The following is a 13,713-nucleotide window of genomic DNA, read 5'->3' on the forward strand; positions in this document are numbered from 1 at the left end:
CCAAGGTACTGGTGGAGGCCCTGCAGCGGGCAGGGCGCGAGCTTGACCGCCCGGCATTCATCAAGGCTGTGCAGTCCATCCGCTCTATGGATATCGGCATCGGGACGCCACTGTCGTACAGCATTGTGGACCATCAGGGGCTGGACCATGTGTTCATGACCCGCTTTGTCGATGGCCACCCCGCCATCATCACCGATTGGGACCGCCTGCGCGAGCAGTTGCGGCGCACGGAGAGCACCCAGTAACGCCCACCTGCCGCGCCACAAGGCGGGAACAACGCCCATGAAACAATTTCGCAATATCAGCCTGAAGAATAAGATTTATTTCTCCATCCTCGCGGTGATTATGCTCATCAGTGCGGCCATTGCGCTTTTGGCGCGCGGCATCTTGCTGGAGAGCCTCACCTCGGAATTGGAGAACCGCGGCGTCGCCATTGCCGAGTCCATTGCGGACCGGGGCAGCGGCTTTGTGCTGGATGACGACCGCCCCAACCTGACGGCGCTGCTGTTTGATATCAGCCTGCTGGGCGAGCGGCGGGACTTGGTCTCCTACGCCTTTGTGGAGGACAAGGACGGCGAGGTGCTGGCGCATACGTTTGTCCAGCCGTTCCCGGATGTGCTGCGGCGTATGGCCGTGGCCGGTGGCGGCGGCGGAGAGGGCGGCCCCAGCGTGCGGCAAGTGACGGTGACGGGGCAGAAGGCGCTGGACATCGCCGTGCCCATGCTGGAGGGCATCTACCGCGTGGCAACCGTGCACGTGGGCCTGAACAAGCAGCATATCGATACCCTTGTCGGCCGCCTGCGCATTATGTTTCTTGGCTTCATCACCTTGGTGTGTACCATCATCTTCTGGATAAGCCACCGCATCTCCAGCTACATCACCCTGCCGGTGACCAAGCTCATCGAGATGTCCGACGAAATTTCCAAGGGCAACCTGAACTTTAAGCTGGACCTTGGCTCCCAGTACGCGGACCTGCTATCCGATCAAGGCCGTTTTGAGCGGTGCCCGGCCTATCATAACTCCGACCTGCCGTGCTGGCATGTGGACAAGACCATGGGCCCGGTGTCCCCGGACAGCCCGCCGCCGGCCAAGCCCTCCTACTGCCGCGAGTGTGTTATCCGCCACAAACAGATTGGCGACGAGGTGCTCCAGCTTGCGGACTCCTTTGTGTACATGGTGCGCTCCATCCGGCTGTACAGGAACCGCCTGCGCGAGTCCGAGGCCAAGTACCGCTCCCTGTTTGATGCCGGACCGGACCCGGTCTTTGTGGTGGACGCCGAGACGCTGGATATTCTGGACGTGAACCAGCGCTGCGAGGAAGTCTACGGCTACACCACGCGCGAACTCCTTGCCATGCGCTTTGACCATCTGGAGGATGTGGACGGGCAGGACTCCTTGCGCAGTTTCGCCCGGGGCGAGCGCGCCGAAGGGCGCATCCTGTATCCAAAGACCCTGCACCGCCGCAAGGACGGCGAACCCGTGTACGTGAATATGCACGCCTGCGAGAGCGCCTATGGCGACCGCGCGGCCATTGTGGTTTCGGCCACGGACATCACGGACATTGTGGAAAAGGACGCCCAACTGGTGCAGGCCAGCAAAATGACCACCCTTGGCGAGATGTCGGCCGGCATCGCTCACGAGCTGAACCAGCCGCTCAACGCCATCCGCATGGGCAGCGACTACCTCGCCATGATGACGGAAATCGGCAAGGACATCCCGGAGAAGGACCTGCGGCAGGTCACGGGCGAGATAGGCACCCAGATTGAGCGCGCCACGGACATTGTGAACACGCTGCGCCAGTTTGGGCGTAAGTCGGAGCTGACGCCGGAGCGGCTGAATCTGAACGACCCGGTGCAGTCCGTGCTGAAAATCATTTCGCACCAGCTGAAGTTGCAGAATATTACCGTCCAGTTGGATCTGTCCGAGGATTTGCCGCCTGTGCAGGCCCACGGGAACAGGCTCCAGCAGGTGTTCTTTAACCTCATCTCCAACGCGCGCGACGCCATCAATATGTGGTCCGAGAAGGACGGCGACCCGGACGACCGCGTTATCTCCATCACCACGTTCACCACGCAGGAGGACGTTGCCATTCAGGTGTCCGACACGGGCGCCGGCATCAATCCCGCGCAACTGGACAAGATTTTTGAGCCCTTCTTCACCACCAAGGAGACAGGGCAGGGCATGGGCCTCGGGCTTGCGATTTCGTATGGAATCGTGAAAGATTACCGGGGAAATATATCCGTAGATTCGCAGGTTGGCGCGGGCACCACCTTTACGGTGCGCTTCCCGGCCGCAACCTGATTGCACGCAAGGATTCGTATGAACAAGATACTGGTTATCGACGACGAAAAGCCCACACTGTCCATGTTTGAGCTGTTCCTTGGGGCCTATGGCTACGAGGTGCTCACCGCCGAAAGCGGCGAGGAGGGGCTGGAGGTGTTCACCGCCCAGCGCCCGGCCATCGTCCTGACGGACATCAAAATGCCCGGTATGGACGGGCTGGACGTGCTGCGCCGCATTAAGGAAGTGGACCACCAGACCGAGGTCATCGTCATCACCGGCCACGGTGACATGGACACCGCCATCCAGGCGCTGAACCTCAACGCCACGGACTTCATCAACAAGCCCATTCAGAAGAACGACCTTGATGCCGCCTTAAAGCGCGCCAACGAGCGTTTGCAGCTGCTGCGCGACAAGGTGGACGAAATCGCCTCGCACAGGGCGGAAGAGGTTGCCGTTATCGAGATAAAGGGCAACATCACTTCCAGTTCAGAGCCGTTCCTGATAGCACAGTATGAGGATGCCCTCTCGTCTGCGGGCGGCATTGTTCTGCACTTTGACGAGAATTCGTCCATCAACGGCGCAGGCATCGCCGTGCTCATCCAGTTGCTGACGGAAAGCGAGGAAAAGGGCACGCCCGTTGCCATTGCCGGACTGTCCGAAAACTTCCGCAAGGTGTTCGACATGGTCGGCATCACGCGGTTTGCCACAATTTACGACACAGAAGAGGATGCCATCAGCGCCCTGACGTAGTGCTCCTCTCATGGAGGGAAAAGACGTAATGAAGCCTGCACACTCCCGACGCCGTCTCAGCGCCGCGTGGCTTAGCCTCGTGCTCACCGTCGTCTGCGCCACTGGCGCATGGGCGGCCGACCTGCCCACGCAGGGCGACTCCCTCTCAGACATCAGCTTTACAGCGCCAAAGCAGGCCGGGGACCGCGAGGCCCTTGGCCTGCCCGGCGCATCGCCCTTCACCCTGTCCGACATTGACGCAGGCCTCATCATGATTGAGGTTATCGGCGTCTATTGCCCCATCTGCCACGACCAAGCCCCGACCCTGCGCACGCTCTACAGCGCCCTGACGCGTGATGCGGCGCTGTCCAAGCAGGTTCGCCTGTTTGCCCTTGCCAGTGGTGCCACGGACATGGAAATTGCCTTTGTCCGCAAGGAGCACCGCGCCGAGTATCCCATCGTCCCGGACGTGGACTATGCGGTGCACAAGCAGCTTGGCGAGCCGGGCACGCCCTTCACCATTTTGGCCCGTCCTGACGGAACCGTGCTCTACACGCACATGGGCCGCATTGAGGACGCCGATGCGTTTTTGGACACGATCCGCTCCTTTGTGAAGGAGTAAGGTATGGACGAGGACCCGGCATCCCGCAGGCGTACGCCGCCCCCACCACCCACGGAAGACCGCAAGCTGGCCTATATGCGCGGGCTGTACGATACGGCGCGCGCTCTGGCTCCCTTGGCGGATATGCCCAAGATGGCGTCCGTGTTCCTGACGCGGAGCATGGAGGTGCTGGGCGTCAGCCACGGGGCGGTGCTGTTTGTGGATGAAGAGCGCGGCGCGGATATGCTTGTGACGCAGGGGTTTTCGCCCGATCAACGCTCCGCGCTGGAAAAGGACAGAGCGGCCCTTGTAGGGCATGTGCGTGGTATTGGAGCCTTTCCCGGCGAGGATGTGCGGCAGGGCAGCTGCCGCGACGTGACCATGCCTTTGCCGCGCGGGGTATGCCTTGTGTCCACATGGACGGGACCGGGGGAGACCGTGGGCTTTATCGCGCTTGGGACGCCGGAGTCCAGACGCAACCACGACGCCGGGGACGCCGAGTTTCTGCGGAGCCTGTCCGTTATCCTTGCCGGCTCCCTAGAGCGCGCGCTCCAGCGGCGCATCATCACGGACCTGAACCAAGCCCTGACCGAGCGTAACCAAAAGCTCACCACCCAGAACGAGGAACTCCAGCAGCTGCTTAATGACGTGAGCGCCTGCCGCGTGGAGGTGGACAACATCGCCGAATCGCGCGAGCGCATCCTGACCGCGGTGCGGCGCGAGGTATCGCGCCTTGGGCAGGTGCGGCTGATGGATTTTGTGTTCATCATCCTGCTGTCGTTCCTTGTGGGGGCGCTGTTTAACCAGTACAGCCCAAACAAGGTGGACCTTGTGCCCCAGAGCCTCTTGCGGGCCGAGGCCGAGCATGTGGAGGTGGAGCGCGCATTCCGGCGCCTTGAGGACGGGGCGATGTTCGTGGACGCCCGCCCGGCGGAGCTGTACCGCAAGGGGCACGTGCGCGGCGCGGTCAATGCGCCGTCGAACCTCTTCGACTTTGTGTACGCCATGCGCTTTGCGTCCCTTGACAGGGAGCGGGAGATTATTGTGTACGGCCACACGGTGAGCCGCCCCTATGATGAAGACGTCGCCTACTGGCTGACGGAGAAGGGGTTCACCAACGTTCGCGTCATGGCCGAGGGCATGGCCCTGTGGCGCGAGAAGGGCTACCCGGTGGGACCATGAGCCTTTGGACGCGCCTTGCGCATTCGCGCCTCAATGCCTTGCTGGCGGTGGCCTTTCGTCTGTATCTCGGCGGGCTGTTCATCTACGCCAGCATTTACAAAATTACGTACCCGGCGGTGTTTGCCGAATCCATCGCCAACTATCAGATTGTGCCGTACGCCCTTGTCGGGGTGATGGCCGTGGTTTTGCCGTGGGTTGAGCTTCTGTGCGGCATCCTGCTCATTGTGGGGGTGCGCTCGCGCTCCGCGTGCGCCTTTATCTGCGCAATGCTGGTCATGTTCCTTTCCGCTGTGGTGTGGGTGCTGGTGGCGGATATCCCCGTTGGCTGCGGCTGCTTTCACAGTCAGGAAGATCCCATAAGCTGGCTGACGGCCCTGCGCGATGCGGGCTGGCTTGCCATGGCTGTGCATGTCTTTTTCTTTGATTCCCTCTTTCATCTGGAGAACCGGTTTTCGTGGACGCTGGAGGACCTGTCATGAAGTGGGGCGCTGGTTTGACCCTGCGGTGGTGCGTTGTGGCGCTGTGCTGCGCCGTGTTTGCCCTTGCCGGATGCCAGCAGACGGACGACGTGTCCGGGCGGTACGTGGCGCAGGCCCAACGTGGCGAAGTGCTGTTGGTCCTTGATGAGGGCGGGCGCGGCACATGGGCCACGGATGAGGAGGACATCGCCTTCACATGGGAGCGCCGCGGCGACGAAGTGTGGCTGCACACGCGCGGTGGCGGCGTGCTTATTGGCGCCCTGTCTGCCGGGGGCGGCATCGTTATGCAGATGCCGGGCGTTGGCGAGGTGGTGTTCTCGCGCGAGCGGCCTTAGCTGGCAGCGCGTGATTCAGGTCTCTTTTTTCTGCGCCGCGCTGTGGGCCATGCCGCGCTCCCTGCCCCGGCCTTGTGGTGAACCTGCGGGAGGCGTTTTTGCGGTGGACAGGCCGCACGCTTTTCCACGTATGGCGGCGATCTTGATCCCAAGCTGTTTTTGTTGGCGAGTATAACGAAAAAGGCGGCCCGGACTTCTGTCCGGGCCGCCTGTGTTTTGTCCTGCGCTTGGCGCGGGTTAGGAGATGTTCTTCAGCGGTGAGAACAGCTTGGCGAACATCTGCTTTCTGTTCATGCCACCGGGGGTATGCGCCCCGGCGTCGGCCATCATGAAGTCATGGTACAGCGTGGCGTCTTCCTCGATGAGGTAGATGACGTTCACGTCGTCCGGGTCCACAAGGGCGGCTTTGGGCTTGGTCTTCTTGACCTTCGCCAGACGCTCCTGGGCAAGCTCCAGCATGTCTTCGCGGTCGCCAAAGTTCATGGTGCCGGTAGGACAGACCTGAACACAGGCCGGGAGCAGACCGTTATGGACGCGGTCGATGCAGAAGTCGCACTTGGCCATCAGGCCCGTTTCGGTATCGAAGCGGGGGATGTTGTACGGGCAGGCGAACTGCACTTCTTCCTTTTCCATGTCGTCAAAGGCGGCAAGGCGGTCCGTGAAGAGCACGGCTCCGGTTTCGGAGTCGCGCAGGATGGCCTTTTCGTCGTAGGCATCGGCCACTTCCTTACAGGGAGCGATGATGCAATGACGGCACTGTTCGGGGAAGAACAGCCACTTGAGCTTGCCGTCAACGATATGCTCGTTGAAGCGGACCAGCTTGTAGGTGTGCACCGACAGGTCCGCCGGGTTTTGGTGCGAGCCGTAGTTGTGTGTTTCCTCGGCAGGCAGCTTGTGCCACTGCTTGCACGCGACCTGACATCCACGGCATGCCGTGCAGCGGGTGAGGTCGATGAAGAATGTCTTGTCCATTCTAATCCTCCTGTGCCTTGCGCACGTTGACCATGAACGCCTTCGTTTCGGGAATGCCCGTATTGGGGTCGCCGACGGAGGGCGAAAGCAGGTTCGCCGCGTCGCCGCCGTTCTTCGGGAACACCCAGCCGAAGTGCCACGGGATGCCGACCTGATGGACGGTGTTGCCCATCACCTCAAACGGCTTCACGCGGGGCGTCACGATGGCGATGGCCCACAGCTTGCCGCGGGCACTTTCGACATAGACCTTCTCACCGTTCTCAATGCCGCGCATTTTGGCCAGCTCGGGGCTGATTTCGCAGAACATCTGCGGTTCGGCCTCGATGAGCCACGGGGTGAAGCGCGTCATAACACCACTCTGCCAGTGTTCGGTCACACGGTAGGTGGAGCAGACGAAGGGGTACCTCGGGTCGCAGACGGCCTTGTATTCGTCAGCGAACTGCAGGGCCGTGGGGTTGTGGAGCTGGCCGGAGAACGGATGCTTGGAGATCGGGCACTCCAGCGGCTCGTAGTATTCGGGGAACGGTCCGTCAGCACGGCCCGGGCCGAAGATGTGACCATGGCCCTGCGGCTTCATGATGAAGGCGTACTTGGTGCCGGGCTTCCAGCCGCCGTCGGGCACGTCGCCAATCCACTTGTCGCCGGTCCACTGGATGACGGGCTTCTTGGGCGCGTAGGGGCGGCCCTTCAGGTCCACGGAGGCGCGGTTGTAGATGATGCGGCGGTTGACCGGCCAGCACCATGCCCAGTTGGGGTACAGACCAATCATGGCCTGTTCCGGCGTCTGGGTCTTGTCGCGGCGGGCGGCCATGTTGCCCTTGTCCGTGTAGGACTGGCAGTACAGCCAGTTGCCGGAACTGGTGGAACCGTCGTCCTGCAGGTAGGCGAAGCTCGGGACCAGTTGGCCCTTCTTGAACTTCTTGCCCTTCACCTCAACGTCCTTCAGGAAGTAGCCGTTGATGAGCTTGGCGACGGCGTGCGGGTCAAACTTGCCGTGGGCGCCGCCCCACTGGTGGATGCCAAGACCAAGGATGGGATGCACAAAGGTGCCGCCTTCCTCGGCGTACAGCTCGCGGACCTTCTCCATGAGTTCGACGATGATTTCGCCGTCGGGCATGGTGTTGCCCCAGGGCTTGGGGCCCTGATAGCGCCACTGCATCCAGCGGCCGGAGTTGGTGATGGAGCCTTCCTTCTCAATGGAGACAGCGCAGGGCAGGAAGAAGACCTCGGTCTTCACCTTTTTCGGGTCCATGTCCGGGCCCTTCCAGAAGCTGCCGGTCTCATTGTCGAAGATGTTGACGTTGACCATCCAGTCCAGCTCGGCCATTGCCTGTCTGGTCTTATTGGAGTTGGCACCGCCACAGGCCGGGTTCTGGCCCCAGGCAAAGAAGCCCTTGAAGGTGCCGCTGCTCATTTCCTCAAAGAGGTTGAGCCAGGAGTAGTTTTTGCCGTCCTCGCACTTGGGCAGCCACTCGTAGCCCGTATCGGCGGAGGCCGAGGGGTACATGGATTTGATGAAGCTGGTCATGTACTTGGGATAGTTCTGCCACCACGCGGCGCTTTTGGGGTCCTGTGCGCCGGTCAGGTGCGGCGCGGCCTTGGTGGTGTTGTACTTGTCCAGCGAGTCCATGGACGCTGTGGGAATGCCGAGGTAGCCCGGCAGGATGTGCCACAGCAGGCACTGGTCTGTGGAGCCCTGCACGTTGGATTCGCCGCGCAGTGCGTTCACGCCGCCGCCAGCCACGCCAATGTTGCCCAGCAGCAGCTGGACGATGGCCATGGCGCGGATGTTCTGCACGCCCACGGTGTGCTGGGTCCAGCCCATGGCGTACATGATGGTGGCGGATTTATCGGGTTTGCCTGTGGCCGCGTAGGCCTTGTAGACGGACAGGATGTCGTCCTTGGGCGTGCCGGTAATTCTGGTGACCTTGTCCAGCGTGTAGCGGCGGTAGTGCTTTTTCAGCAGCTGGAACACGCAGCGCGGATGCTGGAGGGACTCGTCCTTCTTTGGAACGCCTTCGGACTCGTACTCGAAGTTCCACGAGCTTTTGTCGTAGGAGCCTTCGCCGTCAAAGCCGGAGAAGAGACCGTCGCTGAACGAGAAGTCCTTGCGGACGATGAACGAGGCGTTGGTGTAGTTGACGAGGTACTCGCGGAAGTACAGGTCATTGTCGAGGATGTACTTGATGAGGCCGCCCAGGAATCCGATGTCGGAGCCCGACCGGATGGGGGCGTAGATGTCGGCCTTGGAGGACGTTCTGGTGAACCGGGGGTCCACATGGATGAGCTTTGCGCCCCTGTCCCTGGCCTTCAGCACCCACTTAAAGGAAATGGGGTGGTTTTCGGCAGCGTTGCTGCCCATGATAAGCACACAATCACTGTTCTGGATGTCGATCCAGTGATTGGTCATCGCGCCGCGTCCGAACGACTCTGCCAGAGCCGCAACAGTGGCGCTGTGTCAAATACGAGCCTGATGCTCTATCCACACCAGGCCGAGGGAGCGCAGGAAAGACTGGTAGGCCCAGCATTCCTCGTTGTCGAGAGCGGCGGAGCCAACGGAGGCAATGTTGTCGCAGCGGTTGACGCGCTGGCCCTTGGCGTTGACTTCGGTAAAGGCGGCGTCGCGGGTGTCCTTGATGCGTCTGGCGATGCGCGTGAGCGCCCAGTCCCAGCTCTTCACTTCCCACTTGTCGCTGTAGGGAGCGCGGTACAGGACGTTCTTTTCGCGGCGGTCGTTTTCGGCAAGGGCCCAAACGGAAGCGCCCTTGGCGCACAGTGCGCCTTCGTTGACGGGGTGGTCCGGGTCGCCTTCAACGTTGATGGCACGTTGGCTCATGGTGTCCGTGTGGACGATGAGTCCGCAACCCACAGCACAGTAGCAGCAGACGGAGGTTGTTTGCTTGGCCCAGCTCGTCTTCAGGAGCTGTGCTCTCGCCTTGGTGGGCGCAAGGGATACGCCCAAGCCGCCAAACGCAGTGGCGGCGGTTCCCACGGCGGAGAGTTTCAGAAACTCTCTGCGTTTCATGGATATTCTCCTTGTTTGTGATGAATGCGGTCTAACGGCCTCTGATTTCCCTCGAAAGCTCGAGGAGCAGCGCGTAGCCCGACGGGGCGGGAACGCAGCGCACGGTAGGCACCGTGGGCGAAGCGGGCTTCGTCCACTGCCACCGGTGCGGAGCCAGCAGGCTGGCCCGCGCTGCGACCGGACTCAGGTCGAGTCCAAGCCCCGCGAAGGGTATCGCAGTCGGGCAGGCTGTTTTCATGGCGTTTACCTCCTTTCGTGGTGAATAGCGTGCAACCCGTGATGGATTTACACCTCTATCAACCTATATAAGGTATGCCGATTGGGAGCAACGGAAAACGGACTTGGTTACGGTTCTACACCGCTAAGGGATGAAATGAGAACGAAAAAGCCGCGCCATGAGCGAGTCATGACGCGGCCTGTGGATGTTGCGAAATATCAGTCGGTTGGGACAAAATCGCACAAAAAGCCGGTGAGGATGGGAAAAAGGTCCTTCCCGCGGGAGTTGTAGCGCAGTTCCAGCTCCTTAAGGTAGAGCGGAAAACGCTGCGGCGTCACCCCGTGGAATTTGGTCAGGCGCGAGCTGACAAACTGCCAAAAGCCGAGGTTTTCCTCGTCGATGGGCAGGCCGCGCGGTCCGGGCTTGAAGTAGTCCGCCGCCGGGTCGTTGCCCACACAGCAGATGAGCGTGTCGTAGCGCTGGTAGCGGTCGGTGTAGACCACGTTGCCAAGGCGTACGGTCTTCAGCTGGAAGCTGAGGCTGAAGTGGAGCACGGTTTCAATGTCGAAGCCGGGGATAAGGTCAACAAAGGCCCACGTGCCGCGGTCCATAATACCGAACACGGGCGTGGGCTGCGGGCCGTCCTGCGCGGCGCCTGCGGTGGGCGCCTTGAACATTCTGCCACTGAGGGACAGCTCCAGCGGGGAGCCTTTGCCCAGCAGCTGTTTGGCATCCAGAGCGTGGGCGATGATGGCAAATCGCAGGGTCGCCATGGCCTTATAGGCCGTGTTGTACGAGATGCCCAGTTCCTTGGCGGCGGTGCGCGCCGTTGTCTCGTCCTCAAAGAGTCGGATGAGGCGCAGCCACTCCACGCAGGTGAGGTTGCAGTTGTTGACCCAGCGGCCGCTGAAGTCGTGGAACGTGTAGCGGCAGCGGGCACACCTGCGGCGGCCATTCTTGAGCCGGTAGTTGCGGCGGCTGCGGCAGCGCGGGCAGAAGCGCTGGTGGTTCTTCCAGCAGAACTTGAGCAGATAGCGCCGTGCCGCGGCCTCGTCGCGGGTGATGTCGTCAAATGTCGCGGAATCCATTCGTACCTGTCGTCTTGTGCTGCTGTCGGTTCTTGGCCGCTGGTCCCGGTGTTGGACCGTGGCCACGGGGCGTCCCCGCGCAGGGCGGCGGGGCAGGGCGGGGAGGACCGGGCAGGACGGACCATCCCCAGCGCCGAATCAGAAAAAACAGTGGCGGGGCCGCTGGCCGAGGCTACGGCCCCACCGCCAATATGCGCGGGGCGCGTGGGTCAGCCTCCGATGGAGGACATGACCTTGGAACAGACCGAGTTGCCTTGCAGGTGTTCCAGAAGTTTGTAGCCAAGGGGCTTACTCAGGGTGGCGCGCGTCATAACGCGTAGCAGGGCCTCGTCATCCAGCTTGGGCGAACGCAAGATGGGGCGCAGTCGGTATTCCTTGTCCGAAAAAAGGCACGTACGCAGCCTGCCGTCGGAGGTGATGCGCAGGCGGTTGCAGGTGTCGCAGAAGTGGTCGGACAAGGCGGAAATAACGCCAAGGCGTCCTGTGCCGCCATCTATGGAATACAGCCGGGCCGGGCCGTCGGTGTCCGCGTGGCGCTCGATGGGCGTCAGGTCCGCTTCCTCGCGGGCACGGTCCAGAATATCGCTGGCGGGCAGGGTGTATTCGCGCTTCCAGTGCGAGCAGCCGCCAATGGGCATAAACTCGATAAAGCGGACGTCCACAGGATAGTCGCGGGCAAAGCGCGTGAACGCGCCGATTTCGTCGTCGTTGACGCCCTTCATGGCGACGGCGTTGATTTTCACCGTCAGGCCGTAGTGCAGGCAGTCTTCAATGGCGCGCATGACGCGGTCGTGAAAGTCGCGGCCCGTGATTTTGGTAAAGCGGTCGCGGTTTAGCGTGTCCAGCGAGATATTGATGCGCTGCACGCCAAGGTGCTTGAGCGCCGGAATCTTGCCGCCCAGCAGAGTGCCGTTGGTGGTGACGCGGACGTCCAGCTCCGGGCATTCTTCCTTGAGCATGCCGAGAAAGGCCAGAAAGTCCTTCCGGACAAAAGGCTCGCCGCCGGTCAGGCGCAGTTTTCGCACCTGCATGGTCTGGGCGGCCTTCACAAGGCGAATCATTTCCTCATAGGTCAGGATGTGGTCATGGTCTATGAAGCTCTCCGCACAGTCCGTGCGGCAGTAGAAACACTTGAGGTTGCAGCGGTCCGTTACCGAAAGCCGGATATAGCTGACGTAACGCCCGTGGCTGTCGGTAATCATTCAAGCTCTCCCGCGATGGAGTGGCCGTTTAGGGCGCGGGCGACGGCTTTGTTCAGCATGCGCCCGGTCATCAGGCCGTCATGGTCCGTGGAGATTTCGCCTTTTCTGTTCAGCACCCACGTTTTGGGGATGACCTTGATATCGTATTTGCGGGCCACGGATTCCTCAGCGATATAGACGGGATAGTTGATGCCTTTCTCCTGCATGGTCTTTGTGAGCATGGCATGGTCGAAGTCGAGGGAGACACCAACCATGTACACGTCGTCTTCTGGCCGGGCCTCTCGCAGGGCGATGAATTCAGGAAGCTCCGTCATGCAGGGCGCGCACCACGATGCCCAGAAGTTGACCACCACGACGCGGCCTTTGGCTTCATGGATGAGCTGTTGCAGTCCCTTGGCGGAAATGGCGGCAGGCGTCTTTGCCACAGCGGCGGAAGCCACAATCATCACAAGTGCGAGGGCCAGAAGGAAATGTGTCGCTCCAGACGTGACAGTTGTCAATACGCTTGTTGATTTCATCGGTTATCCTGTGCCCGTTCCACTTGCCGCAGCATGGCAAGGTCGGCGGGGAAGTTTATATTGAAAAAGACCCCCGCATTCTCTCTGGAATAGGGGACATGGTGCCGTAAATGCTCCGGAATCGCACGGGTGAGCTTGTAGCTTTGGCGCGAGATGGAGTCCTCGAACAGCGGAATCGCTGCCGGAGTATAGATGGAGACGAGGGATTCAATATACCCGGTCTCCTGTTGGCGGAAGGTTGTCATGACGGTGTCCGCAGGCGCTTTGGCGTGTGCGCGCACTAAGGTGTGCACTGTGGCGATGTCCAGCAGCGGCAGGTCGCAGGCCAAAACCAGCAGCGGGGCCTGAAGCCGGCGCAGGCAGGTCAGGATGCCGCCCATGGGGCCAATGCCGGGGATGTCGTCCGCCAGCCACGGGGCGCTTATTTCAAACTCCTCGGGGTTGCGGCCCGAGACATACACCTCGCCGCAGAAGTGCCCGGCAAGGTCCAGCATGCGCATGAGCATGATTTTGCCGGAGTACCACAGGCAGACCTTGTCCGTCCCAAGGCGGGTGCTTTTGCCTCCCGCAAGGACCAATCCGTAGGGAAGACGTGTCGGCATAGGTTAGCCCTTGCGCCGCGCCGGGTCGTCGAATCGTCCGCGCGGGTCGGTAAAGACGGTGAAGCGTATCTCGCGGGCAAAACCGGCAAGGGTCATGCCTGCCTCGCGCGCTGTGGCCACGCCTGATGTTGTGACCGCGCTGCGGCTGACCATGGCGGAAAAGCCCGCCTGTACGGCCTTGCGGACAAGGGACGTCGTGGCGCGGGCCGACACGAACAGCATCAGCCCCGCAAGGGGGCGGCCCTGTTCGACGGACCAGCCCGCCAGCCTGTCGATGCAGTTGTGGCGCCCAATATCCTCGGCCTGCGTGATGAATTCACCGGATGCCGGGTCCCAGACTGCGGCGCGGTGGAAACAGCCCGTGGCCTCCCAGCGGCCTTCGCCCGCGATAAAGCGCTTCATACAGTCAAGGATGGTCTCCGCCGGGATGGGCGAGAGGGTGGGCGGCTGCGGCGCGGCGGGCGCGGCAATTGGGGCGAG

At 61.6% G+C, this 13,713-nt stretch carries 13 protein-coding genes and 1 pseudogene; 7 read left to right on the forward strand and 7 right to left on the reverse strand.

Annotated features, from left to right (window positions below; translation table 11 throughout):
• The 7 genes and pseudogenes from ACY69P_RS07105 to ACY69P_RS07135 form a co-directional block, all read left to right on the forward strand.
• Positions 1–245, forward strand: a pseudogene (locus ACY69P_RS07105) (ABC transporter substrate-binding protein); the annotation flags it as partial.
• Between the two features lie 37 nt (positions 246–282).
• Complete coding sequence (locus ACY69P_RS07110; protein WP_459899138.1) at positions 283–2,301, forward strand: ATP-binding protein; 2,019 nt, start codon at positions 283–285, stop codon at positions 2,299–2,301.
• Positions 2,302–2,319: 18 nt separating this feature from the next.
• Positions 2,320–3,033, forward strand: a complete 714-nt coding sequence (locus tag ACY69P_RS07115) for a response regulator (RefSeq protein ID WP_404844467.1) — start codon at positions 2,320–2,322, stop codon at positions 3,031–3,033.
• A gap of 28 nt (positions 3,034–3,061) precedes the next feature.
• Positions 3,062–3,634: a peroxiredoxin family protein gene (locus ACY69P_RS07120; RefSeq protein WP_462326994.1), complete on the forward strand. Its 573-nt coding sequence runs from the start codon at positions 3,062–3,064 to the stop codon at positions 3,632–3,634.
• A gap of 3 nt (positions 3,635–3,637) precedes the next feature.
• Complete coding sequence (locus ACY69P_RS07125) at positions 3,638–4,795, forward strand: rhodanese-like domain-containing protein (protein WP_462326995.1); 1,158 nt, start codon at positions 3,638–3,640, stop codon at positions 4,793–4,795.
• Positions 4,792–5,274 carry a MauE/DoxX family redox-associated membrane protein gene (locus ACY69P_RS07130; RefSeq protein ID WP_462326996.1) on the forward strand — a complete coding sequence of 161 codons (483 nt, stop codon included), beginning with the start codon at positions 4,792–4,794 and terminating at the stop codon, positions 5,272–5,274. The genes ACY69P_RS07125 and ACY69P_RS07130 overlap by 4 nt, the downstream gene beginning before the upstream one ends.
• On the forward strand, positions 5,271–5,609 hold the full coding sequence (locus ACY69P_RS07135; RefSeq protein ID WP_459899149.1) for a hypothetical protein: 339 nt from the start codon (positions 5,271–5,273) through the stop codon (positions 5,607–5,609). Before ACY69P_RS07130 ends, ACY69P_RS07135 begins: the two co-directional genes overlap by 4 nt.
• 237 nt (positions 5,610–5,846) lie before the next feature.
• On the opposite strand, the gene ACY69P_RS07140 is transcribed toward ACY69P_RS07135, so the two are convergent.
• The 7 genes from ACY69P_RS07140 to ACY69P_RS07170 form a co-directional block, all read right to left on the reverse strand.
• Positions 5,847–6,581: a 4Fe-4S dicluster domain-containing protein gene (locus ACY69P_RS07140; protein ID WP_462326997.1), complete on the reverse strand. Its 735-nt coding sequence runs from the start codon at positions 6,579–6,581 to the stop codon at positions 5,847–5,849.
• Position 6,582: 1 nt separating this feature from the next.
• Positions 6,583–9,612, reverse strand: coding sequence for a formate dehydrogenase-N subunit alpha (fdnG, locus tag ACY69P_RS07145; protein ID WP_462327000.1), 3,030 nt, complete (start codon positions 9,610–9,612; stop codon positions 6,583–6,585).
• A 429-nt stretch (positions 9,613–10,041) separates the two neighbouring features.
• Entirely contained in the window at positions 10,042–10,911 is an 870-nt protein-coding gene (locus tag ACY69P_RS07150) for a transposase (RefSeq protein ID WP_404844473.1), read from the reverse strand.
• A gap of 209 nt (positions 10,912–11,120) precedes the next feature.
• A complete protein-coding gene (gene moaA / locus ACY69P_RS07155) occupies positions 11,121–12,113 on the reverse strand; it encodes a GTP 3',8-cyclase MoaA (protein ID WP_459899153.1) in 993 nt (330 codons plus the stop codon).
• Positions 12,110–12,631, reverse strand: coding sequence for a TlpA family protein disulfide reductase (locus ACY69P_RS07160; RefSeq protein ID WP_462326998.1), 522 nt, complete (start codon positions 12,629–12,631; stop codon positions 12,110–12,112). The genes moaA and ACY69P_RS07160 overlap by 4 nt, the downstream gene beginning before the upstream one ends.
• Positions 12,628–13,233, reverse strand: coding sequence for a molybdenum cofactor guanylyltransferase (mobA, locus tag ACY69P_RS07165; RefSeq protein ID WP_459899157.1), 606 nt, complete (start codon positions 13,231–13,233; stop codon positions 12,628–12,630). Before mobA ends, ACY69P_RS07160 begins: the two co-directional genes overlap by 4 nt.
• A gap of 3 nt (positions 13,234–13,236) precedes the next feature.
• Positions 13,237–13,713, reverse strand: a 477-nt coding sequence (locus tag ACY69P_RS07170) for a formate dehydrogenase accessory sulfurtransferase FdhD (RefSeq protein WP_462326999.1), incomplete at its 5' end; no start/stop codon positions are given.

The sequence above is a fragment of the Desulfobaculum sp. genome, from assembly GCF_054921475.1.